We start from the raw sequence: 26146 nt of genomic DNA, 5'->3' as shown, positions 1-26146 counted from the left end.
GAAATCCATCACAGACCCCCAGCTGATCTGCCATCAGTCTGGTGCTGGAATTGAGGGGTCGCCAACCAGTGCAAATACGGATTTCTAACCAGCAAAACAGGCCCTGAGTGGGAAAAGCGCTCCTCTCCCAGGGCCTTGGCATTGGATCAGAAACCAGAGCTTCGGATCAGCGACGACGACGACGCTGCTGAGCCTTGCGCTTGTACTTCTCGATGGGCGTCTCGTGGTGACGCAGGCGCTTGAGGTCTGCAAAGATCCCGGCCTTGGAGACCTGACGCTTGAAGCGACGTAGGGCTGATTCGATGCCTTCGTTTTCTCCGACCGTGACCTGAGTCATGCAGCAAGCAAGGTTGTCCAGCCCGTCAATGTAGCAACTCGCCCGCAGCTCAAAGCTGGGTCGATGCCTCACCGGCATCAGGCCAGGACTCCCGGAAGACATACAGGTGACCGAGGGTCTTCTTGCCGTACTGACGGCGCATCAGTTGCCAGCCGGGCTCCATGACCAACTGCAGAAAGTCCTGTCCCGGCCCACCGGTACGAGCGATCAGCAGGGTGGGCTTAGAGGTATCACGGGTTGGCACCGCCAGCAGCTCCACGTCAGAACCGGTCTTCACCACAGACAGGCGGTAACGGGTGCCCAGGTCGTCAGCACCAATACGGAGGGAATAACCGTTGCCATCGATGTAGCGATTGCAAATCCCGGTGAAATCAAAGGTGGCCAACAGAGGATTGACGACCGCTGGGGCGGAGCCCGACACGGAGTAACAGGGGCGCTTGCTACTGCGCTGCTCGTAGATGTTGAGCTGCGCCGACTCCCCCTTACCGATCGGTGCTGCCACCAGGATGAATCGGCTCTGTTCCACCGGCGCTGCCGTGAACAGAGAGCCCTGCGCCCTCAGCGGGAGAGGACTGACGGCGGCCGTGAAGGCGGCCGTGATGGTGGCCGTGGCGGCTGCCGTCAGAGCGGTCACAACGGCAAGAGGCAGGAAGCGGACCATCCGGTGGAGGGAAGGAACTCGTCCGGATCGTAAAAGTCGAAACGGGAAAGGGCGATCCGATTCAGACCGGTTTGTTGAGACGAATCGCGACCAGAAGGGTGACGACCGTGGCGGGTGCAGTGAGAGCCAGGATCCAGCCGGTGACGGTGCCACCAAGATCGGGATCGCCGTAGGCAAGCTCAAACACCGAACCGGTGGCGGCGATACCGAGCACGCAGGCCAGAGCCAGAAAGAGGCCGGCAAGGGGTTTCATCGGCATCGCTCAGACCAGGGGGCGAACATCAGCAGCCAGAAAACCATGGTCCTTGAGCTCACGGTTGCGATTGCCTTCATCACTCACCCGATCGACAAAGAGGACTCCCTTGAGGTGATCCATCTCGTGCTGGATGCAGCGGGCCATCAACCCATCGGCCTTCATGGTGCGAGGACGTCCCATCTCGTCGCGGTAGCTGAGCTGAATAGCGCTAGGTCGCACCACATCGAGATAGACACCGGGGATGCTGAGGCAGCCCTCCTCGTAGGTGTCTAGTGATCCGCTCGTGGTCGTGATCTCCGGGTTGATCAACACCAGGGGTGGAGCCGCGGCGTTCTCGATATCGAGATCGATCACGAGCAATTGCTGATGCACTCCCACCTGCGGAGCCGCGAGCCCGATCCCGCGGGCGGTGTACATGCTGCGCAACATGTCGCGGGCGAGATCCCGCACCGCTTCATCCACCCGACTGATGCGCCGTGCCTCCTGGCGCAACACCTGATTCCCCAGCGTGTGAATCTCGAGCGGGGCAACCTCCAGAGGCTCCTTCGCCACCGCCACGGCGCCGCCGCTGCGTTCGGCCGACCGTGCCAGTTGAGCGAAACTTCGAGCCAAGCGTCCTGTCTCCGCGAAGGATTGCAATGGCTTGATCTTAGGCAGCCTGACCCGCCAGCCTCCCGATCAGCACCAGCTGCCCCACCCACACGCCTCAGACCTCGTCCCCATGCACACTCCCCTGGCCGCACGGATTGCTCTCGGCCGCATGCCGACGCTGCGGGAACCGAGGCTGGTCGGCGACTCGGGCGACTGGGTTCTCTGGCTGGAACAGCGCCCCCAAGAGAGGGGACGCACCACCGCCCTGATCCGTCGCTGGGGGGCTGGGGCCACTGCGGTTCAGGAGCTGACCCCCGCTCCCATCAACCTGCGCAGCAGGGTGCACGACTACGGCGGTGGCGTGTTGGCCCAGGCCACTGATGGCCAGGAGCTGATGCTGGCCTGGATCGACGATCGCGATGGCTGCGTCTGGTTTCAGACCTGGCAAGGCCTGGACCAGAGCGAAGCAAATCCTCTGCTCGCCCATGGCCCCGCTCGCCGCCTCAGTCGGCCTGGAGCTCCCCTCGCGGACGGCCAGCTCGATCCCTTCAGGCGCCGCTGGCTCGGCGTCATGGAAGACGACGGCCGCGACTGGTTGGTGAGCCTGCAGCTGGACCAGGAGGATCAGACCCCAGAACGCTTGCATCAACCGGCTGATTTTGCTGGGTACATCGCCCTCAGTCCAAGGGGGGACAGGCTCGCCTGGGTGGAATGGCAGCAGCCGAACATGCCCTGGGACAACAGCCAGCTCTGGGGCGCTGATCTGGATTCTGAGGGGCGGATCATCACTCCAATGGCCCTGGCGGGAAGCGAGGGGAGAACCGGCGGAGAGATCTCCGTGTTCCAACCCCTTTGGTTGCCGGACGGTCGCCTGGTGGTGGCCGAAGATGGCAGCGGTTGGTGGAACCTGCTGCGCAGCACAGGAGGCACCACTCTGGCCAGTCTCCAGTGGGAGCGCCCCTGGCCCATGGAGGCGGAAACCGCCATGCCCCAGTGGGTGTATGGCATGCGCACCTCCGCCTGGGATGGCAAGCAGCTGTTGGCAGCCGTCTGCCGAGAGGGGTGCTGGCAACTGAACCGTCTCAGCGAGCAAGGCACGATTCAGACGCTTGACCAACCCTTTGATGATCTAGCGGGCCTGCATGCGCAGGGGGAAAGAGCCGTGGCCATCGCGAGCAACAGCACCACTGGCCAGGGGCTGCTGGAGATCGATCTCAGCGATGGACATTGGCACCACCACCCGGCGGCCGAGCCCGCGCTGAGCGCGGAGTGCATCAGCGTGGCGGAGCCCCTTTGGTTTGAGGGATCCCAGGGACGCCGCACCCATGCCTGGTACTACCCACCGAGTGCTGGCTCAGCAGAGAGGCCCCCGCTGTTGGTGAAGAGCCACAGCGGTCCCACCGCCATGGCCCGACGGGGCCTCAGCCTCGGCATCCAGTACTGGACATCCCGCGGCTGGGGCGTGGTCGATGTGAACTACGGCGGCTCCACCGGTTTCGGGCGGGCCTACAGGGAGCGGCTCAACGGGGGCTGGGGACTCGTCGACGTGGAGGACTGCGCCGCGGCCGCCCACGCCCTGATCGCAGCCGGTCGCGCCCATCCGGACCAGATCGCGATCGAAGGGGGCAGCGCCGGTGGCTTCACCACCCTGGCCTGCCTTTGCTTCACCGACACGTTCCGTGTGGGCGCCTGCCGCTACGCCGTGAGTGATCTCACCGCCATGGCCACGGACACCCACCGTTTCGAGGCCCGCTACGCGGACCGTCTGGTGGGGACATGGCCGCAGGAGCGCGAGCGCTATGAAGCGCGCTCTCCCCTGCTCCATGCCGAGCGGATCCACTGCCCGGTGATTTTCTTCCAGGGCGACCAAGACAAGGTGGTGCCACCGGAGCAGACCGAACGGATGGCAACGGCACTCAGGGCTAACGGGCTGCCAGTGGAGGTGCACAGCTTCCCGAACGAAGGCCATGGCTTCCGCGACAGCCACGTGCAGATCAGGGTGCTTGAAGCCACCGAACGCTTCTTCCGCACACATCTGGGCCTCAACGAAGGTTGAGCTGAGAAACGGACCGCTCTTCTTGGTCAGGATCGGCCTGACCGTAGTGAAGCCCACGGAACTGAGCGTGAACAGCCTCCATTTGTGCTGGCGAGAGCAGGGGCGGTTCGCCGATCTGCAGAGCCTTGAGATACATCCGTGCCAGGGTCTCCACCTCCACCGCAATCCGCAGCGCCTGATCAAGATCCGATCCCAGGGTCACCAGCCCATGACGGGCCAGCAGACAAGCCTGCCGATCCCGAAGCGCTTCCACGGCATAGGCCGAGAGCTCGGCCGTTCCGAACGTTGCATAGGGCGCACAGCGAACGTCATCACCACCGGCGACGGCCACCATGTAATGGAAGGCGGGAATCGATCGGTCATGGCAGGCCAGGGCAGTGGCATGCACCGGATGGCAATGGAGCACCGCCTGTGCTTCCGGACGCCCTGCCAGCACATCGGCATGCAAACGCCACTCCGAAGAGGGACGGCGCTGAGCCGAGCTCAAGGGGTGACCCTCCAGATCAAGCGCCACCAGATCGCCCGGCTTCATCTGCTCATAGGGCAGGGAGCTCGGGGTGACCAGCATGCCGCCAGGGATGCGCACCGACAGGTTGCCCGAGGTGCCCTGATTGAGGCCCGTGCCATTCATACGCCGGGCCACCGCCACCAGCTCCTCTCGCAAGCCGGGCTGTTCGGGAACCCCATGCCCGGAGAAAACTTGCTCAGACCCCACTGTTTCAGCCATTGCCGTAGAGGCCACGCAAACCGGCTTCGCTTGCCGGCGCCACACCGCGCTCGGTGATCAAACCGCTCACCAGCCGGGCGGGGGTGACATCGAAGGCAGGGTTGAAGCCAGCGCTGCCATCGGGGGTGAGCTGCACCTGAACCAGCTCCCCTGCGCTGGCACCGCTGATCACCCGCCCCTGAATCGCCGTCACCTCATCGGCAGAGCGGGCTTCGATCGGGATCTCCGCCACTCCATCCTCGAGCGACCAGTCAATCGTCGACGCAGGAAGCGCCACATAAAAAGGAACCTGATTGTCGTGGGCAGCTAGCGCCTTGAGATAAGTGCCGATCTTGTTGCAGACGTCGCCCCGACGGGTGGTGCGATCAGTACCAACGATCACTGCATCCACTTGGCCGTGCTGCATGAGGTGCCCACCGGCGTTGTCGACAATCACCGTGTGGGGAACCCCCTCCCGTCCCAGCTCATAGGCCGTGAGGGAAGCGCCCTGATTGCGGGGGCGGGTCTCATCGACCCACACGTGGATGTTGATCCCGGCGCGGTGGGCCTTGTAAATCGGAGCCAAGGCCGTTCCCCAGTCGACGGTGGCCAACCAACCCGCATTGCAATGGGTCAGCACGCGGAAGGGCTCAGCCCGTCGCCCAGGCGGACGCGCAGCCGCCAGCTCCTGAAAAATCTTCAGTCCGTGGTCGCCAATCGCCTCACACATGGCCACATCCTCATCAGCGATCGCTGCCGCCTCCTGGCGGGCCGCTGCGGCGCGCTCGGCCTCCGGCAGGGGCCGCACCCGATCGCGGACCCGCTCGAGGGCCCAGCGCAGATTCACCGCCGTCGGCCGGGTGGCATTGAGTTGATCAAACGCGAGATCAAGGGCCCGATCACTGGCATCCACCTGGAGAGCAAGCATCAGGCCGTAGGCACCGGTGACGCCGATCAGCGGTGCTCCCCGCACCACCATCGTGCGGATCGCTTCAGCGGCCTGATCACAGCTGTGAAGCGTGCGGGTGCTGAAGCGATGCGGCAGCTGGGTCTGATCGATCACCCCGACCGAGCAACCATCCGGCTCGAGCCAGATCGTGCGCCAGGCTTTGCCGTCGATGTTCATCCGCTGCGCCAACACTGAGTTGGATCCATGCTGCCTGGCGACTGTCCCGCTCGGATGCCTCTTCGCCGTCGCCATTTGCTGCAGCTCGCCCTCGGGACGGGCCTGAGCGCGGCTGGGCTCGGCATCAGCCGCGCGGCTGGCCGAGCAGCGTCTCGCGGTGATCTGCGCATCGGCCTGATCAGTGATCTCAACAGCAGCTACGGCTCAACCGCCTACATCCCCCAGGTCAGCCAGGGACTGCAGCAGCTCCTCGCTCTCAAACCGGCCCTGTTGGTGTGTGCCGGCGACATGGTGGCCGGCCAGAAACGGGGCCTCACCGCCAACCAGCTGGATGCGATGTGGGAGAGCTTCGCCCGCACGGTGTTGACACCAGTACGCCGAGCCGGGCTGCCCTTCCTACCAGCCATTGGCAACCACGACGGATCACCCGGGTTTGAGGCCGATCGGGCCGCGCTGCGCCGCTTCTGGACGCCACGCCGTCAGGCCCTGGGCCTGAGGTTTGAGGATGCGGGCGACTTCCCCTTTCACTACAGCGTTCTGCAAAACGACGTGTTCTGGTTGGTATGGGATGCCAGCTCGAGTCGAATCCCCCCTGCCCAGATCCAGTGGGCCCGCCGGCAACTGGGCAGTACCGCCGCGCGAAGAGCCCAGATCCGCATGGTCGTGGGCCATCTCCCTCTGTTCGGGGTCAGCCAGGGACGGGATCGACCGGGGGAGAGGCTCAAGCAGAGAGCAGCGATCCAGGCGCTCCTGGCGGAGGGCAACGTGCAGGCCTACATCAGTGGACACCAGCACGCCTGGTATCCGGCCAAGCTCGGTCCCCTCGACCTGATCCAACTGGGGGCCCTTGGCAGCGGCCCGCGTCGGCTCCTCCAGGGCAAGATCCCCCCGCAGCAGACCTTCACCACGCTGGACATCGATTGGCAAAGGTCATGGCTTCGTGAGACCAGCTATGCCGCTGCCACCGGCCAGGCAGTGAACTGGGAACAGCTCCCTGCGCAGCTGAATGGTCAGGCGGGACAGCTGCAACGCAATGTTCAGAGGCGACGGATTCCGTCACAACGCTCCCTCAAAGGCCAGCCATGAGCGAACGCACTGACCTCCGCGTCCAGTGGAGACGGCGGCCCTGCAGATCCCCTGCTGAGGCTTAGGCCTTAGCTGTGCTCGCGCAGGAAGTTGATCGTGCCCTGCAGCTCATCGGCAAAGCGGTCGATCTCCTCGAAGGTGGTGGTGAAACTGAGGCTGGCCCGGGCTGATGCCGTGACGCCGTAATGGCGATGAAGAGGCTGACAGCAGTGGTGACCACTGCGAATGCAGAGGCCACTGAGATCCAGCAACGCGGCGATGTCATTGGCATGAACCCCATCCACCAGGAACGTGGCCAGGGCGCCGCGACCCGCCTGCTGCTCTGGGGTGGGGCCGAGAATGCGCAGGCCTTCAATCCCCTGCAGGCGCAGGAAGAGATGGCGGGTGAGCTGAGCCTCCCAGGCCTGAATTTGATCAAGACCAAGGGCCTGGAGATAACGGATCGCTGCCCCCATACCGATCGCCTCGCCAATCGCCGGGGTCCCTGCCTCGAACTTGTGGGGCAGCGCCGCCCAGGTGCTGTGGTCCAGGAAAACGTCCTGGATCATCTCGCCACCGCCCAGGAACGGGGGCATCGCCTCCAGCAAAGCCTCGGGAGCCCAGAGAAAACCCATTCCGGTGGGACCACAGAGCTTGTGGGAGGAGCCCACCAGGAAATCCACACCCATGACTGACACATCAATGGGCTGATGGGCCAGGCTCTGACAGGCATCAAGGAGCACCTTCGCGCCCTGTTCCCGTGCCGCGGCCACGACGTCCTGGATGGGATTGCAGCATCCCAGCGTGTTGCTGATGTGCACCAAAGACACCAGCTTGGTGCGGGAGCTGAGCTTGCCGCGCAGATCCTCGAGATCGAGCGTGCCCTGCTCGGTCACCTGCGCGTGACGAAGCACGCATCCGGTGCGCTGAGCCAACAACTGCCAGGGCACCAGATTGCTGTGATGCTCCATCACGGTGAGCAGCACTTCATCACCTTCCCTGAGGTTGGCGTCTCCCCAGCTACGGGCCACGAGATTGATGGCCTCGCTGGCATTGCGGGTGAACACGATCTCGCTGGCGCTGGCGGCAGCGATGAATCGAGCGGTGGTTGCCCGGGCCCCCTCAAAGGCCTCGGTGGCGCGGGCGCTGAGCTGATGGGCACCGCGATGCACGTTGGCGTTGTCGCAGCTGTAGTAGTGCTGCAGCGCCTCGAGCACCACCTGGGGCTTCTGGCTGGTCGCCGCATGATCGAGATAGACCAACGGACTGCCGGAGGCAGAGCACTGGCTCAGAATCGGAAAGTCGGCACGCGTCCGTTCCGCAATTGACACGCCTACGTGCCGACCTGCGGTCGGATCCTGGGTTGCACTGGTCATGCCTCCAGTCCCTCCAGCAGTTGCGTCATGACGGGCCAGGCACTGGCTGCGCCGGGCAGGTGATCCACCACCTCCTGGCAGTACCCACGCAACAGCAGGGCGGCGGCATCGGACGCGCCAATGCCCCGGCTCTGGAGATAGAAGAGCTCATCCTCCTGAAGCTGGGACACCGTGGCGCCGTGGGCACAGCGCACATCGTCCGCCACGATCTCGAGCTCTGGCTTGGTGTCGATCCGGGCCCGTTCCGAGAGCAGCAGGTTGCGACTGAGCTGGGCGGCATTGGTGCGTTGGGCAAGGCGCGGCACCCGCACAGCACCATTGAAGATGGCGTGGGAACGTCCCCCAGCGAGACACTTCTGAAGCTGATCAAGCTCCCCTTCCGGCCCCTCGAATTGAACGGTGCTGTGGGTGGCGAGCTGCTGATCAGCGGCCGACACCGAAAGACCACGCATCACGGTGCTGGCCTGACCATCCACCTGCACCACCCGTGGCTCCAAACGGGCCAAGGCCCATCCTTTGGCCACAGAGGTGAGTGTGTAGGCACTGCGGGGCTCCTGCTCCACAGCGCCATGGACCAGCAGAGAGCCCTCGCCATCGGCGCAGGCGACCAAACCGTGATTGAGCCTCGCTTCCTGGCCTAGGTGAACCTCCAGCACATGACTGTGGGCCACCGGCCCCTCGGCAAGCACGACCTGGAGCAGATCCAGCTGCGCCTTCTCCTCGAGCAGAAGCAGCACCCGGGTGGCCGTGAGACCGGTGGGGCTGGCCAGCACCAGCTCGAGGGGGGGGACCGAACCGCGCACCCGCAGCGCCAGTACCTGCTGACTGGAGGCATGGTTGAGCTCCACGGGCCAGGCGTCCACACAACCGCAGCGATCGAGGGTGTGACCAAGGGCCTGCTCCAACTCGGAGGCACTCAAACGGGTGATCCCCTCAGGCAGCACCATCGCCGCCAAGGGATCGGCTTGTCCATCGAGGACGAGACGCAGCGTTTCCGTCGCCACCGCTGGCAAGGCTGAAGGATCCAACGGAGCACGCGCATCAGCGCTGCTCAGGGGGAGGCGCGCGATCGCCTCAAGGCGCGTCAGATCCGTGAGGCGCCACGCCTCCTGACGGCGGGTGGGCAGGCCGAGGCGCTCCAAGGCCTCCCTCCCCCGACGCTGGACAGGGTCCAAAACACGGTCGTGACTGGAGAGCTGCATCCTCAGACCCCCTCCTGGGCAGCCAGTTCCTGATCCACCCAGTCGTATCCCGTCTTCTCCAGTTCCAACGCCAGCTCACAGCCACCAGTGCGCAAAATCCGCCCAGCGGCCATCACATGGACGTAGTCGGGCGTGATTTCGTCGAGGAGGCGCTGGTAGTGGGTGATCAGCAGTGTGGCGTTCTCCGGACCCGCGAGCTGATTCACACCACCGGCCACGATGCGCAGGGCATCGATATCGAGACCGGAATCTGTCTCATCCAGAATGGCCACGACCGGTTCCAGCAGGGCCATCTGCAGGATCTCATTGCGCTTCTTCTCACCCCCTGAGAAGCCCTCATTCACGCTGCGCTCAAGGAAGGCAGGATCCATTTGCACCACCTGGAGGCGCTCACGAACGTGATCCTCGAAATCAAAGGTGTCGAGTTCCTCCATCCCCTGGGTTTCGCGTCGAGCATTGGTGGCCACCCGCAGAAACTCAAGATTGCTGACCCCTGGAATCTCGACTGGATACTGAAAGCCGAGAAACACGCCAAGACGAGCGCGTTGCTCAGGCTCCAGTTCAAACAGGTCCTGGCCTCGGTAACGCACGGAACCACCAGTGACCCGATAAGCGGGGTGACCAGCCAACACCTTGGACAGAGTGCTTTTACCGCTGCCGTTCCGCCCCATCACGGCATGGATTTCGCCAGCACGCACCTGCAGGTTCACCCCCTTAAGGATCGGCTGATCCTCCACGGAGGCATGCAGATCGGAGATGTCGAGAAGCAGCTCGGCGTCGGGGCGGATCACGGGACGGAGAAGGAAGGGATCAGGGAACAGATCTGGACGGGACAAGCAGGGATCAACCCACCGATCCCTCGAGCTTGAGGGCGAGCAGTTTGTCGGCCTCAGCTGCGAACTCCATCGGCAGCTGATTGAAGACATCGCGGCAGAATCCGCTCACCATCATCGACACCGCTTCTTCGAAGCCAATGCCCCGGCTCTGGAGATAAAACAGCTGGTCTTCGGAAATGCGGCAGGTGCTGGCTTCATGCTCGATCGCCGCCTGGGGCTGTTGCGAGCGGATGTAGGGATAGGTGTTCGCAGCAGCCTGATCGCCGATCAGCATCGAATCGCACTGGCTGTAATTGCGCGCCCCTTTGGCGCCAGGGCCCATCTGCACCAGACCTCGGTAGCTATTGCTGGAGCAACCAGCGCTGATGCCCTTGCTCACAATCGTGGAGCGGGTGCGGGGGCCCACATGCACCATTTTGGTGCCGGTATCGGCCTGCTGGCGGTTATTGGTGAGTGCCACGGAGTAGAACTCACCCACTGAATCGGCTCCCTGAAGCACGCAGCTGGGGTACTTCCAGGTGATGGCAGACCCGGTCTCGACCTGCGTCCAGCTGATTCGGCTGCGAGCCCCTCGGCACTGTCCCCGCTTGGTCACGAAGTTGTAGATACCGCCCACACCGTTCTCATCACCGGCATACCAGTTCTGCACGGTGGAGTATTTGATCGAGGCATCATCAAGAGCCACGAGTTCCACCACTGCAGCATGCAGCTGATTGGTGTCAAACATGGGAGCAGTACAACCCTCTAGGTAACTCACCGAAGCCCCTTCCTCGGCCACGATCAAGGTGCGCTCGAACTGACCCGTGTCGCCAGAGTTGATGCGGAAATAAGTGGACAGCTCCATCGGACACTCCACACCCTTGGGAATGAACACAAAAGAGCCGTCACTAAACACAGCGGAATTGAGGGCCGCGAAATAGTTGTCATTGCTGGCAACCACCGTTCCCAAATAACGCTCGATGAGCTCAGGGTGCTCCTTGACAGCCTCACTGAAGGAACAGAAGACGACTCCGTGCTCGGCAAGCTTTTCTTTGTAGGTGGTGGCAATCGAGACGCTGTCAAACACTGCATCAACAGCCACATTGCTCAGTCGCTTCTGCTCGCTCAGAGGAATTCCGAGTTTGTCAAACGTTTCCAGCAGTTTGGGGTCCACCTCATCGAGGCTGGACTTTTTCTCCTGCTGTTTGGGAGCCGCGTAATAAACAATGTCTTGGTAGTCGATCAACGGATAACCCAGAGCGGCCCAATCGGGTTCTTCAAGGGTCAACCAGTGCCGAAATGCCTTGAGCCTGAAGTTCAGGAGAAAGTCGGGCTCCTCTTTCTTGGCCGAGATCAGGCGAACGACATCCTCGCTCAGCCCCTTGGCGATCTTGTCGGTCTCAATGTCGGTAACGAAGCCGTATTTATACGGCTGACTGACGAGATCACGAGTGGAGGCACTGGTCATGGCGATCAACCCGCAGACGCGTGGATCTCCTCGGTGCTGATGGTTTGAGCATCGCCGCGGAAGGGATTGTCCTCAGTGAGGAAAAGCATGCAGTGACACTCCTTGCGCTCACGCATCGGAACACACGGACAGTTCCAGAAGGCCTGGGACACCTCAGCCTCCTTGTCTTCGTAGTGACGGCAAGGGCAAAGGGCTCCTCCGAGTTCGTCCTTGTGACGGGCGAGTCCCTTGAGCACCACGGCCGTGACCCCAGGGTCACTGCAGAAATAGGTGCCGGTGCGCTGGGCATAGGTCTCAGCGAACTTGCGGATCACCTCGAGGCTCTCGGCCGTGGGCTCCGGGTTGCCAGCGGACGGATCGGTCATGGGGCGGAGGCGGAAATGCAGAAGGCAGGTTGGCGCCGGACAACGGATGAGCTGACCTGCCGGCAGGCAAATACGAAACTCCGTTGTTTCGTTTTTGAAGCCTAGGGCACAGGTCCGTCGACCGACGGGTGCGGCCATTCTCACCTGCTGCCGGCGAGGGATGTCGCCTGCGCACTGACGGAAGCGAAGCCCGTTTCTAGTTTTCGGCTTGAACGACCAAGACTTCCCCCCCCCATGGCTATCGCTAACCGGTCCGCTGCGGAGTGGCTCGGCTCCGAGGCCGAGCTCCTGCTGCAGGGCACTCCGCGCGTCAGCAGAGAACGCCTGCACCTACCAGGCCCCGCAGTGGTCGACCGTTTCGCCCTCACCGACCGCAATCCGCAGGTGATGCGCAGCCTGCAGCAGCTCTACGGCAGCGGCCGCCTCGCCAACACCGGTTACTTATCAATCCTCCCCGTCGATCAGGGCATCGAACACTCAGCGGCCCACTCCTTTGCCCCTAATCCCGATTACTTCGACAGCGAAGCGATCGTGGAACTGGCTGTGGAAGCTGGCTGCAACGCGGTTTGCTCAACTCTGGGTGTGCTCGGCTCAGTGGCCAGGAAGTGGGCTCACCGCATTCCCTTCATGGTCAAGGTGAACCACAACCAGCTGCTCACGGCACCGAATGTGCACGAACAGATCCTGTTCGCCTCCGTTGATCAAGCGTGGGACATGGGCGCCGTGGCAGTGGGCGCGACCATCTATTTCGGCAGCGATGACTGCAACCGTGAGCTGCAACAGATCGCAGCACTCTTTGAGCATGCCCATGACCGGGGCTTAGCCACCGTGCTCTGGTGCTACCTGCGCAATCCGATCTTCAAGCAGCCTGAGGCCGATTACCACCTGTCGGCCGACCTGACCGGCCAGGCGGTGCATCTGGGCGTCACCATCGGGGCCGACATCATCAAGCAGAAACTCCCGGCCAACAACGGGGGCTATCCAGCCGTGGCGAAGGCGCTGGGTCACGCCTTCGGCATGACGGACGATCGGATCTACAGCGAGCTGGCCAGCGACAACCCCGTCGATCTCTGCCGCTACCAAGTGCTCAACTGCTACGCCGGTCGCATCGGACTGATCAATAGCGGTGGCGCCTCGGGCAGCGACGATCTGCATGAAGCCATCCGCACGGCGGTCATCAACAAGCGCGCCGGGGGCAGTGGCCTGATCATGGGCCGAAAAGCTTTCCAGAAACCCAGGCAGGAGGGGGTCGACCTCATCCAGGCCGTTCAGGACGTGTACCTCAGCCCCGAGGTCACCATCGCCTAATCCCGGCGCTGGTCAGACGCCACCTGAACGGATTGCGTGGCATCGTGTGAACATCACGACTGACCCATGGGCGCACACGCTCAGGCTCCCACCCGCGAGACCACCCTCACCCTGCTGTTGCGGCAGGGTGAGGTGAGTGCAGCGGATCTGGCTGGTCAGCTCGGCATTTCCGTTCAGGCGATGCGCCGCCACCTGCGCAGCCTGGAGGACGACGGCCTGGTGGAATCCAAGCCAATGACCGCAGGTCCTGGCCGCCCCTCCAACATCTGGCGACTGACCGCCTTGGGGCATCAGCATTTCCCGGATGGCAGTGAGAGCTTTGCCCTCGGTCTGCTCAATTCCATGGCGGCCACCCTGTCACCGGAAGCCATGGCGTCTCTCCTGAGCCAGCAGGCCCTTGAAAAAGCGAGCCGCTACCGCCAGAGAGTGGGATCCGGCCCCCTGAGGGAGCGCATCGCCACCCTCGCCGAACTGCGACGTCAGGAGGGGTACGTCACGGAACTGGAGCCGGATCCCGACGGCCACGGCTGGTGCCTAAGCGAATTCCACTGTTCGGTGCAGCGGATCGCAGAGGAATATCCAGTCGTTTGTGATCAGGAGCTGCAGCTCATCCGTCACACCTTCCCCGATTGCCAGGTGGAGCGTGTGCACTGGCGGCTCGAGAAAGGGCATTCCTGCGGCTTCCGGATTACTCCCGACCATGCCTGAGGCGCCAACTCCAGAGGGCAGCCCCCTCAGCCTGGAGGTGATCGCGCGCATCGACGCCACCCTGCTACCGAGCCAAGAGCGCCATCACCTGCGCCTGATGGCTCACTGCCTCGCCTGTTTTCGGGACATGGCCGATGGCCTCGACCAAGGCCCTCTGCCCTCCGCTGCAGAACAGCGGAGCTGGTGCCAGCAACATCCCCAACTGCAAGACGACGCTCCCTTTGCCCGCCTGCTTCTCCAACAGTTCCAGAGCGCTGGAAGGCAGCTCGAATCCCTGGCGGCAAATCAGCAGATCACCCCGCTGGGCCTGACCCTCGATCATCTGATCGAGGACGCCGTGAACACCCATCGGCTGCGATCATCCTGAGCAGCCCTGCACGCCTGTCAGCGAGGCCCGCATGACCCTTGCCATTCCTGATGCCCTCAGCTTCTTCCGCCTGAGCAACGGACGCTGGCGATCCCAAAGGAGCGTCCACCACCTCCTGCATCGACGGGCGGAAGCAGGGGGCTCCCTCATCGTTGTCGAGGATTTGGATGCCCACGACCCCCGTCTTCGGGCGATGGCAGCCGAGCAGGGCCACGATCCCGACCGCCTTGTGGGGGGGAGTCAGGTGCGTTGGAGCGCTTCGATGGCCTGGGATCAAGAGGGTGCTGCCCATGACGGCGAAAGCGTGATCGGCCTAATCCCCGAGGGGGCGAACGGTCGATCCGGGCTGCTGCTGCGGGACCTCGGTTATGCGGAGAAAGCGCCAGCCGCCTCCCGCTTCTCCATGGATGAACAGGATGGCCTCATGCTCACCACCGAATACGAGACCATGGCGGTGTGGGAGCGATTCAGCTTCGCGGGCCCAGATGTGCGCATCCGCTCCAGCACGGTGGAAGGCCTGTCAAACAATGCCTCCTTCTGCCTGGAACTTCGCCTGCCGGAGGGGGGTGATGCGGCAAGCGGAACCGGCTCGAGCAGGAGCCCTCAGAAAGCGGCGCTCTCGCCTCTGGGCTGGTGAAGCCATCAGCCGCGACTATTACGGACTGTGATTGCTGAGGGCTCGAGGCAGAGCGTGCCAGAGCCGTACTTCTACGATCGCCATCGACGGATGCAGTTGCTCGCGTGGCCCTTCCCCTTCTGAAGTACGCGCCCACCACTCAGAACTCCCGAGTGGAGGCCTACCGGGTGGGTTCGGACGAAGATCCCAAAGCCGCGTCCATGGATAAAGCCATGGATCGTGAAGACCAGAACTTCGTGATCGAGGCTGCCTACCGCCAGATCTTCTTCCATGCCTTCAAGGTGGATCGGGATCGCACCCTGGAGTCCCAGCTGCGCACCGGACAAATCACCGTGCGTGATTTCATCCGCTCCCTCTGCCTGTCGGACACCTTCAACCGCAGCTTCTACAACCTCAACAGCAACTACAAGGTGGCCCGCCACCTTGTGGAAAAGCTGCTCGGGCGCACAACCCACGGCAAATCCGAAGAGATTGCCTGGTCAGCAGTGCTGATGACCCGCGGCGTGCGCGGCATGGTGGACGACATCCTCAACGGTGAGGAATACATGGAAGCCTTCGGTTACGACACCGTTCCTTATCACCGCAACCGGGTGGTTGGTTCCCGTGACATCGGTGAAACCCCCTTCAACATCACCTCACCGCGCTACGACGCCTACTACCGCGGCATCCTTGGGTTCCCCCAGATTGTTTTTACAGGCACGGCCCGCTCGCTGCCTGCTCGCGCTGCCCAGCGTCGTGGCGGCTACCCCGAGGACTACATGACCTGGGTGCGCTCCCTGCCTGCCATGCGCTCCAGCTCCGCTGCTGCATCCTCTGCGGGCATCGACTACATGGCCAAGGTTCCTTACCGCAGTGTCGGTCGCTGATCAGCAAACCTGAGCAAACCAGAACCAAAGCGGGGGTTAAGACCTCCGCTTTTTTTTTGCTTGTTCTCTGGACGCATTCGGCTGCCAATGCAGTCAGAGGATCCTGACGGCAGGCGATTTGAGCGATCAAGATCGGGTTCTTTGCCGCAAACTGATCCCAAAGAAACCTGGAGATTCTCTCCGTGACGCAAGCTCTCTCCTCTCTCGCCCGCCTAACGCTGCGTCAACTGCGCCAGATGGCCAGCGATCTTGGAGTGACCCTCTACAGCCGGAAGAGCAAAGAAGATCTCGTCAGTGCAATCGCCGAGAAACAAGAGCGCCGCGGCGGCGACCTTAGAGCGATCGAAGCCGAACTGAATGCCCCCTCGCGCCCAGAAGCGAACACACGGGTGGTTTTCCTACCTCGCGATCCCCAGTGGGCCTACGTCTTCTGGGAGATCGCGGATCGGGATCGCAAGCGCGCTCAGGCCGACGGCGCTGGCCATCTGAGCCTGCGTCTTGCTGACGTGACCGGCATTCAAGACGGAACCTCTCACCCCCACACCCTCCAAGAAGTGCCCGTCGATAGCCACAGCACCGAGTGGTACTTGCCGGTGCCCCTCTGCGATCGCGACTACCGCGTGGAGCTCGGTTATCGCTGCGGCAGCAATTGGATCTCCCTGGCGTTCTCCTCGGTGGCCCGGGTTCCCGCCCTGCACCCCAGTGATCAGATCCTCGACCAGTTCGTGCCCTTCAGCCTGGATGCCTCCCCTGTTGCACCTGCCCCTGCAACCAACATCGAAACCAGCGACAGCGGGCTGCACGAAAGGCTTTACCAGAGCGCCACGACCCACTTCCGCAGCCGTCGCGTGGGCTCCGAAGTTCTGCATGAGCAGGATTCCATGGGTGCCGCCCGTTTCGGACTCAATGATTCCGGCGCGGGCCTCTGGGCCAGCGGACGCAACGAATCCGGCCTGGGTGGCGTTACCCCCCGCCAACGGTCCTTCTGGCTTGTGGCCGACGCTGAGCTGATCGTCTACGGCGCCACCGATCCCTCCGCTCGCCTCACCATCGGCGGCGAGGATGTGCCCCTCTCCAGCGACGGCACCTTCAGGATCCAGGTTCCGTTCCGCGATGGGGAGCAGGTGTATGCGATCGAGGCGACCGCTGCCGATGGTGAGCAGAAGCGCAATATCACCCTCAACTTCGAGCGCGTCACCCCTGAAGACAACAGCAATCCAGCCAGCGAAGCCAAAGCTGAGTGGTTCTGATCCTGTGGGGATGAAATCAACCCCAGCCCTGCGCTGGTTCGTGGCCATCACTCCCCTGGCGGGGGCGATGGTCTTTCCAATTGTTGTTCCTTTGACCATGGCCCGCGTTGGCATCGGCGCGGGCGTCGGGGTGGCGCTTGCCCTGAGCAGCCTCTGGTTCGTCACAATGCTGCGCACCTCCGAGATGCCCCACTGAAGCGATCCCGGCGGGGGAATCCTCCCTTCTGGGAAGTTGTTTCGTCATGGGATCCCTGGGGAGAGATCGATGCCAAGGCTGGATCAGGGGCCTGGTGATCACCTGGTTAGCTCTGGTCTCGGCCAGCTGCAGTCAACCGGGTCAATTGCTCGGCCAGGCACCAGCGGAACCGCCACTGCCGGAAGCCATCCAAGTGGCCTTCAACCATCGGGACGGCAACCGCTACCGCAGCCCGCTGACAGGTCAGTGGCGCAACGGTGACAACCTGGAGCAGCTGGTGATCAAGGCCATCGCAGCGGCCCAGGAGGAGATCCTCGTGGCCGTGCAGGAGATCTCTCTGCCGGCGATCGCCACCGCTCTGTTGCAGGCCCGCGACCGTGGGGTGGTGGTGCAGGTGGTGCTCGAAAACACCTACAGCACGCCATGGAGCGAGCAGCACTTAGCCGACCTGCCACCCCATGGCCGTCAGCGACTCGAACAACTGCAGGCCTTGGCCGATCGCAACGGCGATGGTCTGCTGAGCGATTCGGAGCGCCTCGATGGCGATGCCGTAGCGCTACTCCAGCGGGCCGGTGTGCCCTTGATCGATGACACCGAAGATGGCAGCAAAGGAAGCGGCCTGATGCACCACAAGTTTGTGGTGATCGACCGGCGCCTGGTGGTAACCGGCAGTGCCAACTTCACCAGCTCTGGGATGCACGGGGATGCGGGTGCTGCAAGCAGCCGCGGCAACGTGAATCACCTCCTAACAATCGAGAGTCCTGAGCTGGCGGCAGTCTTTGCGACCGAATTCGCCCGGATGTGGGGCGATGGGCCCGGTGGTCGCCAGGACAGCCGCTTTGGGCGCGGCAAAGACAGCGGTGTTGTGGAGACGGTGCAGGTGGGCGACACCCGGATCGATGTGCTGTTTACGCCGCATTCAAAATCGGATCCCAACCACGGCCTGCGGCTGATCGGGGATCAACTGGCAACAGCACAGCGGAGCATCGATATGGCCCTGTTCGTGTTCTCCGCGCAGGGACCGGCGGATGTGCTGCGGGAGCGAGTGGAGCAGGCGGTTGAGGTGCGACTGCTGGCGGATCCAGGCTTTGCCAGCCGCTCATTTTCCGAGGTTCTGGATCTCTTGGGCGTGTCCCTGCCCGATCGGTTCTGCAAATTGGAAGCAGGAAACCGGCCGTTTGAGACAGCACTGCAGGGAGTCGGCACCCCTCGCCTCGCCCGCGGCGACAAGCTGCACCACAAGTTCGCTGTCATCGACAACCGCACTGTGATCACGGGCAGCTTCAACTGGTCACCGTCGGCTGCCCATCAGAACGATGAAACGTTGCTGGTGATTCACTCACCCGAACTGGCAGCCCATTTCACCCGAGAGATCGATCGGATGTGGCGAGGAGCAGAACTGGGCATCACCGAACGCATGCGCCGCAAGCTCGAACGTCAGCGACAAAGGTGCGGGAGTGGGGCAATGCGGGGCACAATGGCGCCATGATCACGATCACTCCCCGACGCACCCTTTCCCTGCTGCTGGGAATGGCCTTGGTGACCCCCCAACTGGGTTGGGCAGGAACCACTTATGTGCCCTTCCCCACCAAGGAGGAGTTCAGGGCCATCCAGTTGCTCGCCTACGACTGCTCCAGGGAAAACAGCGCAGAGCTCTGTGATCGCACCCGCAGTTTGGCTGATCCTCTGATGGATCATCCGCGCCTTCCCGCCGCCTGCAAAGACGCGATCTGGGATCTACTCCAAACAGCGAAACCAGCGGCAAGCAACGGCTTTCAACGCCGCGACAGCATCGACAAGCCGGCCCGCCGCCTCACCGTCGTCTGCGCCGATCCAGTGAAACCCAAGCCCACGGGGCCGAAGCCTGGCAGCCTCACTCCCAGTCAAACGTGAAGCGCTGGCCCGGCAGCAACCGGCCCACCTCCTCACGAATCTCCTGCATCATCTGAACGCTGATCAGCGGATGCGCCTTCAGTTCGCGCACCATCTCCTGCACGTTCTCCGGGGTGAGCCCGTGACTTGAGACCATCGAATCAAGACGCTCCCTGAACGCTTTCAGCACCAGCAACTGCTCCTCACTGAGAGGCTCCGCATTGGGGTGATCAATCTTCATGGCTCTCCCGGCAAGCAGCTCCATCGGCTGGTTGTTGAAAGGTAGCTGCGACAACTGGTTGCCCTCAACACTCTTCAGGGCCGGGATCGTGTTTACGTTCCGCATAGAGACGCCGTCCCTCCGATGACCACCTCGGCCCCCGCGGAACCAACCCAGCGCCAGGTGCGCCTCGAGACCCCCTTCAGCGACCAAAAGCCCGGAACCTCTGGCCTGCGCAAGAGCAGCCAGCAGTTTGAGCAGCCTCACTATCTGGAAAGCTTCATCGAAGCAGTGTTGCGCACCCTGCCAGGCGTCCAGGGGGGAACGCTTGTTGTGGGGGGCGACGGCCGTTACGGCAATCGCCGGGCCATCGATGTGATCCTGCGCATGGGGGCCGCCCATGGCCTGAGTCGGGTGATCCTCACCACCGGGGGAATTCTTTCGACACCGGCCGCTTCCAACCTGATCCGCAAGCGCCAGGCCATCGGCGGCATCATCCTGTCGGCCAGCCACAACCCAGGCGGCCCAGATGGTGACTTCGGAGTCAAGGTGAATGGCGCGAACGGTGGTCCCACCCCCGCCTCCTTCACCGACGCGGTGTTCGAATGCAGCAAAACCCTCGAGCAGTATTCACTGGTTGATGCCCCAGCGATCCCTCTGGATGCGCCTGGGAAGCACTCGATCGGCGCCATGAACGTGGAGGTGATCGATGGCGTCGACGATTTCGTTGAGCTGATGCAGCAGCTCTTTGACTTCGATCGCATCGGTGCTCTGATCCGCAGCGATTTCCCCCTGGCCTTTGACGCGATGCACGCCGTCACTGGGCCTTACGCACAGCGTTTACTCGAAGGCTTGCTCGGAGCCCCAGCTGGGAGCGTGCGCAATGGGATTCCACTCGAGGATTTCGGGGGCGGACATCCCGACCCAAATCTCACCTACGCCCACGACTTAGCCGATCTCCTGCTCAAAGGCGACGCCTATCGCTTTGGTGCAGCCTGTGATGGAGACGGCGATCGCAACATGATCCTCGGCCAGCGCTGCTTCGTGAACCCCAGCGACAGCCTGGCAGTGCTCACAGCCAATGCAAGCGTGGCTCCCGCCTATGCGGCCGGCCTGGCCGGGGTCGCCCGTTCGATGCCCACCAGTTCCGCCGTGGATGTGGTGGCCAGGGAGCTAGGAATCGACTGCTACGAAACCCCAACAGGCTGGAAGTTCTTCGGCAATCTGCTGGATGCCGGGCGGATCACCCTCTGCGGCGAGGAAAGTTTCGGCACCGGCAGCAATCATGTGCGCGAGAAGGACGGACTCTGGGCGGTGCTCTTCTGGCTGCAGATCCTGGCGGAACGTCGTTGCAGCGTGGCCGAGATCATGGCCAGCCACTGGGGACGTTTCGGGCGTCACTACTACTCCCGCCATGACTACGAAGCCGTGGCAAGCGAGGCCGCTCACGGTCTCTATGACCGCCTCGAGGACATCCTGCCCAACCTGGCAGGTCAATCCTTCGCCGGCCGGAGCATCAGCGTCGCTGACAACTTCAGCTACACCGATCCAATCGATGGTTCGGTCACCGGAGGGCAGGGCCTGCGCATCCTTCTGGAGGACGGCAGCCGCGTCGTCGTGCGCCTCTCCGGCACTGGTACGAAAGGCGCCACCATCCGGGTCTATCTGGAAAGCTATGTGCCCAGCAGCGGCGATCTACAACAGGATCCCCAGGTAGCCCTGGCCGAGATGATCAACAGCATCAATGCCCTTGCAGAGATTCAGCAGCGCACTGGCATGGATCGACCAACAGTGATCACCTAAACAGCCTGATCACCTAAACAGCCTGATCACCTAAACGACTAACGGCGCCGATTGCGGCTCTTTCGCCCATGGCGATAGAGCGGATCGGTGGCCTCTTGCTGAAGCTGTCGGGTCGTTTCAATCGCAAACCCACCCAGGCCTCCGCAGAGAACGATCATCAAATAGAAGAGCCGTAGTCGAGTGATGTCGACCTGCACAGGGGTGTTGTCGATCAACACCTTCATGAAATAGGCAATCAAAGCGCCGATGGCACAACCAATGGCGATGGCCACCAGCACACGGGCACCGCTAAAGGGTGGGTTGGGATCGACTTCCTGGCGTTTCATGATCCGCCCTGGATCTGAGCAGGCGGCTGCTGCTTACCGTCAGCCTCACCAATAAGCGACTTCATCACCACATAAAACACGGGCACCACCAGGGTCGAGAGGAACGTGGCCACGAGCAATCCTCCGAACACGACAAGACCAAGGGACGATTGGCTCTGAGCACCAGCTCCACTGGCCAGCATGAGGGGAAGGAAGCCCGTCAGCGAAGAAATCGCTGTCATCAGAATCGGCCTGAGTCTGGATTTGGCGGCAAAACGCGCAGCATCCATAGCCGAGGCCCCCTCGCTCATCTGCTGATTCGCAAGGTCCACGATCAGAATCGCGTTTCCGCCGGCAAGACCGATCAGCATCACGAGGCCCACCTGGGCATAGATATTGAGCACTTGCCCGGCAGCACCGAGAAAGACGAGAGCACCGAGCAAGGCGGTGGGAACGGTGAGCAAAATAATGATGGGGTCGGTATAGCTCTCGTATTGGGCCGACAGCACAAGAAACACAGCGAGGATGCCAAGGGCGAAGATCACCACCGCCAATGCGCCTGCTTTCACCTCCTCCCTGGAGATGCCGGTCCAATCGAAACCGAGGCCCTGGGCATTCTGCTCGGTGAAAATTGTCTTCATCGCTGTGATCGCCTGACCGGAGCTCTTACCTTCGGCCGGCGTGCCCTCGATCTTGATCGAGCGATAAAGATTGAAGTGAGGGATCACACTCGGACCACTCGTCGGCTTGACCGTAAAGAACTCAGACAGAGGGATCTGCTCTCCCTGACTGTTGCTCACGTAGATCGACTTCAGCTGTTCGGGAGTGGCGCGATTTGCAGCCTCGGACTGCACATACACCCGACGAACGCGTCCCTCCTGGAAGGTGTCATTGACATAGGCCCCACCAAAATTGACACTGAACGTCTGCATAGCGGAGCCGAAATCCACACCGAGTGACGCAAGCTTTTCACGATCGACCTTGATCTCGATCTGAGGAGACTCGGGGGAAAACAGCGTGTAAACGCGATTCAGGATCGGGTTGGCGTTGGCAGCCTGGATGATCCTTCCAGCAGCTCCAAAGAATTCATTGAGGGCATAGGCACCGCTGCTCTGATCAAGCAACTGGAATTCGAAGCCTCCGCCGGCCCCATAGCCCGGAATCGAAGGAGGCTCCACCACAAACACCCTGGCACCGTCCACAGCCATGAGCAGCTTCTTGTTGAGGCGTTCAACGATGGCAGCGACGCTGTGCTCATCACCGGGACGATCATCCCAATGCTTGGTGCCAAAAAAGAACAAACCTTTATTCGGAGCGTTTCCATCCAGACTGGCCCCACTGAACAAGGCCGCTGAGGCAATGTCCTCTTCCGTGCGCAGAACCGCGGCAACCTCGCGATTGATCGCCAGCGTTGTCTCATTAGAAACCCCGTCAGGAGCCTGTACAAAACCGATGGCGTAGCCCTGGTCTTCGATCGGAACAAAGCCTCCGGGGATCCGCGTGAAAGCAAATCCAGTGAGCAGAATTCCCGCGGCCAGAGCCGCCATCACCAGAGGACGCGCCTGGAGAACCTTCTCGAGGAGATCGGAATAACGGCGTTCAAATCCAGCATAAAAACGATTGAACTGGCTGAAGATCAACGGCACGAACCAGCCCACCACCACACCGATCAGAGGCCAGAACAAGACGGGAATCCAATCGGTCACCCCCACCACCACGAGTCCGACCACTGCTCCGCCGATGGCCGTTGGGAGACGCAGGGGCAGGCCGGTGATTTTCATGGCAACGAAGCCAACCAGAGCACCAACGACCGTTGGAACAAGCACCATCGCCGCTCCATTGCCGGCACTGAGAAGCCCATAGACAAATCCAAGGGCAACGCCGGCGACGGCATAGTTCTGACGACTTAACTCCTTGGTTTCGCGAGAGAGCAACAGGGCCGAAAGCATCGGCGAGAAGGTCAGCGCGTTGAACGTGGAAATAGCAATCGAAAAGAGAATCGTGGCCGCAAACTGCTTGTAGATCGTGCCAGTAGCACCGGGGAAAAAGAGCACCGGCAGAAACACCGCCATCTTCACCAGTGACGTGGCGATCACAGCGCCAAACAGTTCATCCATGGTCGCGATTGCGGCCTGGACAGCGGAGAGACCTTCAGCCTTCTTGGCCGAAGTGTCCTCCACCACTGTGATCGCATCGTCCACCACAAGGCCGGTGGCCAGCACCAGACCAAAGAGGGTGAGCTGGTTGAGCGAGAAGCCGAAAGCCAGCACCAAAGCAAAGGTGCCGATCAGAGCCACAGGGATGGCGATCGCGGGCACCAGAGTGGCCTTCCAGTTCTGCAGGAACAGGAAGAGGATTAAGACCACCAGAATCACCGCATCCCGCAGCGAGTTGGTTACACCTTTGATCGATTGATTGATGAAGTCAGTGGTGTCATAGATCTTCTGCGTCTCCATACCCACAGGGAGGGACTCTTCAAAGGCGGCAATCACGTCCTTCACGCCATTGGAGACCTCAATCGCATTGCTGCCAGAGAGTTGATAAACGGCGACACCAACCGAGGGAGTGCCCTTGAGATCCATTGCATCGATGCCATAGGTCTCTCCACCAAGGCTGACGCGGCCCACATCCCTCAGCTTCACGAGGCCACCGTCATCGGTGGTCTTCAGCACGATGTTTTCAAATTCACGTTCAGTTGTTAGACGCCCCTGAAGCTGCACAGTGAAGGTGAACTCCTGACCCTTCGGCGCCGGAGCACCACCAACCTTGCCGGCGGGCACAAGCCTGTTCTGACTTTGAAGCTGCCTGACAACATCTGAGGATGTCAGCCCATTGGCGGCAAGCCTGTCGGGATCAAGCCAGAGCCGGAAAGCGATCTTGCGATTACCGAAATAGGTGACCTCACCAACACCAGGAACTCGCTTGATATTGTCAGTGAGATTCTTATCGAGATAACCACTGATTGTTTCAACACTATATTCGGTTTTCTGAGGGTCTGCATTGACAAAATTATAAACGAGAAGAATTGAATTCGAAGCCTTGTTAACGGTCACGCCGGCCTTTCGAACCTCTTCAGGCAACTGGGGCTCAGCAAGTGCAACCCTGTTTTGCACATTCACCTGATTGATATTGCCGTCGGTGCCGCTGTTGAATGAAACAGAAATGGAACTGATGCCATCAGAAGAACTGTTGGAAGTAATGAAATCCATCTCCTCCACACCGTTAATCTGCTGTTCGAGAACGGTGGTGACCCCCTGCTCCACTGAAACGGCATCGGCACCCACATAGGTGGCTGAAACCTTCACCGTGGGAGGCGCAATATCCGGAAGATTCTCGATCGGAAGAATCGGAATCGCAATCAGACCAACGATCACGATTAAGAGACTACAAACCGTACTCAGAACCGGTCGCGTGATGAAGTTATTCGACGCAGACATACTTCAGATCAGTTCTTAGAGGCCGGAGATTGGGGTGACTTGGCAGCACCAACCTTGACGGGCATACCGTGCTTGAGATTGAGCAGATTGGTCGTGATGACCTTCTGATTGAGGCTCAGACCCCGGCTGATCGGATAACGGTTGTTCTGCAGTTCTCCAACCGTGACAGGGGTCTGCAGAGCGAACTGAGTATTCGCCGGCAACTTGCCCATCTCGATGCCTTTGCTGATCCTGGCGAGATCGGCCTTACCAGGATTGGCCTTGAGATCCGAGAAGGTTCCCACCCGATAAACAAAACTCTGACCGGAGCTCTGGGTCACCGCAGCAAAGGGCACCGAAAGCTGTTGCTTCGCCTGGAGCTGCACGCGGGTTCGCAGACGTTGACCATTGCGCAGCTGGCCATCCTCATTGGGGAACACTGCAATCGCTAGCAGCGCCTGGGTCCCCGGAGTGACCTGGGGATCAATCGAATCGATCTTGCCGGTGGCGATGACCTTGCCGCTCCCCGGAGCACTCAGAAGCACGGGTTGCCCAAGGGCCAAGCGATCACCGAAGACGGCGGGAACCTCCACACGAGCCTCAAGGGTGTTGTTCTGCACAAGGCTGGTGAACACTTCCCCCTGGCGGATCACATCACCCACCTTCACGAGCACATCAGCGACCGATCCAGCCATCGGCGAGCGCAGATTGCTGTAAGAAAGGTCAGCTTCCTTGGCAATCACCGCCTCCCTGGAGGCGACGTATTGGGCCTTGTATTCATCCCGCTGGAGGGCTGAAGCCGCCCCCTGAGGCACCAGAAACTCGAAGCGCTCCCAGTTGAGCTTGTCCTTCTGGGCCTGGGCCTTCAGATTGGCGAGCTCCGCCCGGATCTGAGCCTGATCAAGAACGACCAGGAGTTGGCCGGGTTTGACCGTGTCACCTTGGGTGATCTTCAGCGCAAGGATGCGGCCCGAAGCCTGAGCCGCCAACTGCACGAGGTTGGAGGCTTCCAGAGTGCTGACTGTGTCGATGTCGTCGGTAAAGCGCGCTTCCTGCACCGGCGCCAACTGAACCGACACCGGCGGACGCTGGGGGGCTGGCTTGCCGCAGGCAGCAAGCATGAACCCCAAGGCCACCGGGGGCGCCAGTCGACGGAAAGGAATCACAGGCTGAA

The 26146-nt window shown here is 61.8% G+C and carries 27 protein-coding genes; 12 read left to right on the top strand and 15 right to left on the bottom strand.

Annotation, left to right across the window (positions count from 1 at the left end; genetic code table 11):
* Positions 1–166 precede the first annotated feature (166 nt).
* The 4 genes from rpsU to def form a co-directional block, all read right to left on the bottom strand.
* Positions 167–337 carry a 30S ribosomal protein S21 gene (rpsU, locus tag CWE16_RS09560; protein WP_006043142.1) on the bottom strand — a complete coding sequence of 57 codons (171 nt, stop codon included), beginning with the start codon at positions 335–337 and terminating at the stop codon, positions 167–169.
* A 49-nt stretch (positions 338–386) separates the two neighbouring features.
* The gene (locus CWE16_RS09555; protein ID WP_131595014.1) at positions 387–998 is read right to left on the bottom strand and encodes a DUF3747 domain-containing protein; all 612 of its coding nucleotides are present in this window, start codon (positions 996–998) and stop codon (positions 387–389) included.
* 61 nt (positions 999–1059) lie between these two features.
* Positions 1060–1257, bottom strand: coding sequence for a hypothetical protein (locus CWE16_RS09550; protein WP_131456669.1), 198 nt, complete (start codon positions 1255–1257; stop codon positions 1060–1062).
* Between the two features lie 3 nt (positions 1258–1260).
* Positions 1261–1866 carry a peptide deformylase gene (def, locus tag CWE16_RS09545; RefSeq protein WP_131595012.1) on the bottom strand — a complete coding sequence of 202 codons (606 nt, stop codon included), beginning with the start codon at positions 1864–1866 and terminating at the stop codon, positions 1261–1263.
* A gap of 109 nt (positions 1867–1975) precedes the next feature.
* Here def and CWE16_RS09540 point away from each other — a divergent pair, with 109 nt between their 5' ends.
* A complete protein-coding gene (locus tag CWE16_RS09540) occupies positions 1976–3901 on the top strand; it encodes a S9 family peptidase (RefSeq protein ID WP_131595011.1) in 1926 nt (641 codons plus the stop codon).
* Here CWE16_RS09540 and CWE16_RS09535 read toward each other — a convergent pair.
* Positions 3888–4628: a class II aldolase/adducin family protein gene (locus CWE16_RS09535; protein ID WP_131595009.1), complete on the bottom strand. Its 741-nt coding sequence runs from the start codon at positions 4626–4628 to the stop codon at positions 3888–3890. The two genes, CWE16_RS09540 and CWE16_RS09535, sit on opposite strands and share 14 nt — an antisense overlap.
* Complete coding sequence (gene mtnA / locus CWE16_RS09530; protein ID WP_131595007.1) at positions 4621–5733, bottom strand: S-methyl-5-thioribose-1-phosphate isomerase; 1113 nt, start codon at positions 5731–5733, stop codon at positions 4621–4623. Before mtnA ends, CWE16_RS09535 begins: the two co-directional genes overlap by 8 nt.
* Positions 5734–5787: 54 nt before the next feature.
* Here mtnA and CWE16_RS09525 point away from each other — a divergent pair, with 54 nt between their 5' ends.
* Positions 5788–6819 carry a metallophosphoesterase family protein gene (locus CWE16_RS09525; protein ID WP_131595005.1) on the top strand — a complete coding sequence of 344 codons (1032 nt, stop codon included), beginning with the start codon at positions 5788–5790 and terminating at the stop codon, positions 6817–6819.
* 68 nt (positions 6820–6887) lie between these two features.
* On the opposite strand, the gene CWE16_RS09520 is transcribed toward CWE16_RS09525, so the two are convergent.
* From CWE16_RS09520 to CWE16_RS09500, 5 genes are read right to left on the bottom strand one after another with little or no spacing between them, the layout of a single operon-like run.
* Entirely contained in the window at positions 6888–8174 is a 1287-nt protein-coding gene (locus CWE16_RS09520) for a SufS family cysteine desulfurase (RefSeq protein WP_131595003.1), read from the bottom strand.
* A complete protein-coding gene (locus tag CWE16_RS09515; protein ID WP_131595001.1) occupies positions 8171–9376 on the bottom strand; it encodes a SufB/SufD family protein in 1206 nt (401 codons plus the stop codon). Before CWE16_RS09515 ends, CWE16_RS09520 begins: the two co-directional genes overlap by 4 nt.
* 2 nt (positions 9377–9378) lie before the next feature.
* Positions 9379–10167 carry a Fe-S cluster assembly ATPase SufC gene (gene sufC, locus CWE16_RS09510; RefSeq protein ID WP_131595297.1) on the bottom strand — a complete coding sequence of 263 codons (789 nt, stop codon included), beginning with the start codon at positions 10165–10167 and terminating at the stop codon, positions 9379–9381.
* A 52-nt stretch (positions 10168–10219) separates the two neighbouring features.
* On the bottom strand, positions 10220–11659 hold the full coding sequence (gene sufB, locus CWE16_RS09505) for a Fe-S cluster assembly protein SufB (protein WP_131594999.1): 1440 nt from the start codon (positions 11657–11659) through the stop codon (positions 10220–10222).
* 5 nt (positions 11660–11664) lie between these two features.
* Entirely contained in the window at positions 11665–12024 is a 360-nt protein-coding gene (locus CWE16_RS09500) for a ferredoxin-thioredoxin reductase catalytic domain-containing protein (protein ID WP_007101519.1), read from the bottom strand.
* Between the two features lie 234 nt (positions 12025–12258).
* Here CWE16_RS09500 and CWE16_RS09495 point away from each other — a divergent pair, with 234 nt between their 5' ends.
* From CWE16_RS09495 to CWE16_RS09455, 9 genes are all read left to right on the top strand, one after another.
* Positions 12259–13332: a class I fructose-bisphosphate aldolase gene (locus CWE16_RS09495; RefSeq protein ID WP_131594997.1), complete on the top strand. Its 1074-nt coding sequence runs from the start codon at positions 12259–12261 to the stop codon at positions 13330–13332.
* Between the two features lie 66 nt (positions 13333–13398).
* Positions 13399–14040: an iron-sulfur cluster biosynthesis transcriptional regulator SufR gene (gene sufR, locus CWE16_RS09490; RefSeq protein ID WP_131456649.1), complete on the top strand. Its 642-nt coding sequence runs from the start codon at positions 13399–13401 to the stop codon at positions 14038–14040.
* Positions 14033–14407 carry a hypothetical protein gene (locus CWE16_RS09485; protein WP_131594995.1) on the top strand — a complete coding sequence of 125 codons (375 nt, stop codon included), beginning with the start codon at positions 14033–14035 and terminating at the stop codon, positions 14405–14407. The genes sufR and CWE16_RS09485 overlap by 8 nt, the downstream gene beginning before the upstream one ends.
* A 31-nt stretch (positions 14408–14438) precedes the next feature.
* Positions 14439–15044 (top strand): phycobiliprotein lyase, encoded by a 606-nt coding sequence (locus CWE16_RS09480; RefSeq protein ID WP_131594993.1) that lies wholly within the window; start codon positions 14439–14441, stop codon positions 15042–15044.
* Positions 15045–15148: 104 nt separating this feature from the next.
* Complete coding sequence (locus CWE16_RS09475) at positions 15149–15910, top strand: phycobilisome rod-core linker polypeptide (RefSeq protein ID WP_131594991.1); 762 nt, start codon at positions 15149–15151, stop codon at positions 15908–15910.
* A gap of 182 nt (positions 15911–16092) precedes the next feature.
* Complete coding sequence (locus CWE16_RS09470; RefSeq protein ID WP_131594989.1) at positions 16093–17160, top strand: DUF4912 domain-containing protein; 1068 nt, start codon at positions 16093–16095, stop codon at positions 17158–17160.
* Positions 17161–17170: 10 nt separating this feature from the next.
* Complete coding sequence (locus tag CWE16_RS09465) at positions 17171–17356, top strand: hypothetical protein (protein WP_131456639.1); 186 nt, start codon at positions 17171–17173, stop codon at positions 17354–17356.
* Positions 17357–17402: 46 nt separating this feature from the next.
* Complete coding sequence (locus tag CWE16_RS09460; protein WP_131594987.1) at positions 17403–18845, top strand: phospholipase D-like domain-containing protein; 1443 nt, start codon at positions 17403–17405, stop codon at positions 18843–18845.
* On the top strand, positions 18842–19249 hold the full coding sequence (locus CWE16_RS09455; RefSeq protein ID WP_131594985.1) for a hypothetical protein: 408 nt from the start codon (positions 18842–18844) through the stop codon (positions 19247–19249). Before CWE16_RS09460 ends, CWE16_RS09455 begins: the two co-directional genes overlap by 4 nt.
* Here CWE16_RS09455 and CWE16_RS09450 read toward each other — a convergent pair.
* Positions 19230–19523 (bottom strand): hypothetical protein, encoded by a 294-nt coding sequence (locus CWE16_RS09450; RefSeq protein ID WP_236629673.1) that lies wholly within the window; start codon positions 19521–19523, stop codon positions 19230–19232. The genes CWE16_RS09455 and CWE16_RS09450 overlap by 20 nt on opposite strands.
* A gap of 69 nt (positions 19524–19592) precedes the next feature.
* Here CWE16_RS09450 and CWE16_RS09445 point away from each other — a divergent pair, with 69 nt between their 5' ends.
* Positions 19593–21251, top strand: coding sequence for an alpha-D-glucose phosphate-specific phosphoglucomutase (locus CWE16_RS09445; RefSeq protein ID WP_131594983.1), 1659 nt, complete (start codon positions 19593–19595; stop codon positions 21249–21251).
* 38 nt (positions 21252–21289) lie between these two features.
* Here the strand turns inward: CWE16_RS09445 and CWE16_RS09440 are convergent, their stop codons facing one another.
* From CWE16_RS09440 to CWE16_RS09430, 3 genes are read right to left on the bottom strand one after another with little or no spacing between them, the layout of a single operon-like run.
* Positions 21290–21577: a hypothetical protein gene (locus tag CWE16_RS09440; RefSeq protein ID WP_131594981.1), complete on the bottom strand. Its 288-nt coding sequence runs from the start codon at positions 21575–21577 to the stop codon at positions 21290–21292.
* The gene (locus CWE16_RS09435) at positions 21574–24993 is read right to left on the bottom strand and encodes an efflux RND transporter permease subunit (RefSeq protein WP_131594979.1); all 3420 of its coding nucleotides are present in this window, start codon (positions 24991–24993) and stop codon (positions 21574–21576) included. Before CWE16_RS09435 ends, CWE16_RS09440 begins: the two co-directional genes overlap by 4 nt.
* Before the next feature lie 8 nt (positions 24994–25001).
* Positions 25002–26093, bottom strand: a complete 1092-nt coding sequence (locus CWE16_RS09430; RefSeq protein WP_131594977.1) for an efflux RND transporter periplasmic adaptor subunit — start codon at positions 26091–26093, stop codon at positions 25002–25004.
* Positions 26094–26146 lie beyond the last annotated feature (53 nt).

This window comes from Synechococcus sp. BS55D (assembly GCF_004332415.1).
Lineage (GTDB): Bacteria > Cyanobacteriota > Cyanobacteriia > PCC-6307 > Cyanobiaceae > Synechococcus_C.
The sequence above is the reverse complement of the archived record's forward strand: the minus strand, read 5'-3'. Positions and strand labels throughout refer to the sequence as shown.

Excerpts from the sequence above, each read along its gene's own strand:
- rpsU (WP_006043142.1), bottom strand. The coding sequence starts at position 337 with ATGACTCAGGTCACGGTCGGAGAAAACGAAGGCATCGAATCAGCCCTA.
- CWE16_RS09555 (WP_131595014.1), bottom strand. The coding sequence starts at position 998 with ATGGTCCGCTTCCTGCCTCTTGCCGTTGTGACCGCTCTGACGGCAGCC.
- CWE16_RS09550 (WP_131456669.1), bottom strand. The coding sequence starts at position 1,257 with ATGCCGATGAAACCCCTTGCCGGCCTCTTTCTGGCTCTGGCCTGCGTG.
- CWE16_RS09540 (WP_131595011.1), top strand. The coding sequence starts at position 1,976 with ATGCACACTCCCCTGGCCGCACGGATTGCTCTCGGCCGCATGCCGACG.
- CWE16_RS09535 (WP_131595009.1), bottom strand. The coding sequence starts at position 4,628 with ATGGCTGAAACAGTGGGGTCTGAGCAAGTTTTCTCCGGGCATGGGGTT.
- mtnA (WP_131595007.1), bottom strand. The coding sequence starts at position 5,733 with ATGAACATCGACGGCAAAGCCTGGCGCACGATCTGGCTCGAGCCGGAT.
- CWE16_RS09525 (WP_131595005.1), top strand. The coding sequence starts at position 5,788 with ATGCCTCTTCGCCGTCGCCATTTGCTGCAGCTCGCCCTCGGGACGGGC.
- CWE16_RS09520 (WP_131595003.1), bottom strand. The coding sequence starts at position 8,174 with ATGACCAGTGCAACCCAGGATCCGACCGCAGGTCGGCACGTAGGCGTG.
- CWE16_RS09515 (WP_131595001.1), bottom strand. The coding sequence starts at position 9,376 with ATGCAGCTCTCCAGTCACGACCGTGTTTTGGACCCTGTCCAGCGTCGG.
- sufB (WP_131594999.1), bottom strand. The coding sequence starts at position 11,659 with ATGACCAGTGCCTCCACTCGTGATCTCGTCAGTCAGCCGTATAAATAC.
- CWE16_RS09500 (WP_007101519.1), bottom strand. The coding sequence starts at position 12,024 with ATGACCGATCCGTCCGCTGGCAACCCGGAGCCCACGGCCGAGAGCCTC.
- CWE16_RS09495 (WP_131594997.1), top strand. The coding sequence starts at position 12,259 with ATGGCTATCGCTAACCGGTCCGCTGCGGAGTGGCTCGGCTCCGAGGCC.
- sufR (WP_131456649.1), top strand. The coding sequence starts at position 13,399 with ATGGGCGCACACGCTCAGGCTCCCACCCGCGAGACCACCCTCACCCTG.
- CWE16_RS09485 (WP_131594995.1), top strand. The coding sequence starts at position 14,033 with ATGCCTGAGGCGCCAACTCCAGAGGGCAGCCCCCTCAGCCTGGAGGTG.
- CWE16_RS09480 (WP_131594993.1), top strand. The coding sequence starts at position 14,439 with ATGACCCTTGCCATTCCTGATGCCCTCAGCTTCTTCCGCCTGAGCAAC.
- CWE16_RS09465 (WP_131456639.1), top strand. The coding sequence starts at position 17,171 with ATGAAATCAACCCCAGCCCTGCGCTGGTTCGTGGCCATCACTCCCCTG.
- CWE16_RS09460 (WP_131594987.1), top strand. The coding sequence starts at position 17,403 with ATGGGATCCCTGGGGAGAGATCGATGCCAAGGCTGGATCAGGGGCCTG.
- CWE16_RS09455 (WP_131594985.1), top strand. The coding sequence starts at position 18,842 with ATGATCACGATCACTCCCCGACGCACCCTTTCCCTGCTGCTGGGAATG.
- CWE16_RS09445 (WP_131594983.1), top strand. The coding sequence starts at position 19,593 with ATGACCACCTCGGCCCCCGCGGAACCAACCCAGCGCCAGGTGCGCCTC.
- CWE16_RS09440 (WP_131594981.1), bottom strand. The coding sequence starts at position 21,577 with ATGAAACGCCAGGAAGTCGATCCCAACCCACCCTTTAGCGGTGCCCGT.
- CWE16_RS09435 (WP_131594979.1), bottom strand. The coding sequence starts at position 24,993 with ATGTCTGCGTCGAATAACTTCATCACGCGACCGGTTCTGAGTACGGTT.
- CWE16_RS09430 (WP_131594977.1), bottom strand. The coding sequence starts at position 26,093 with ATGCTTGCTGCCTGCGGCAAGCCAGCCCCCCAGCGTCCGCCGGTGTCG.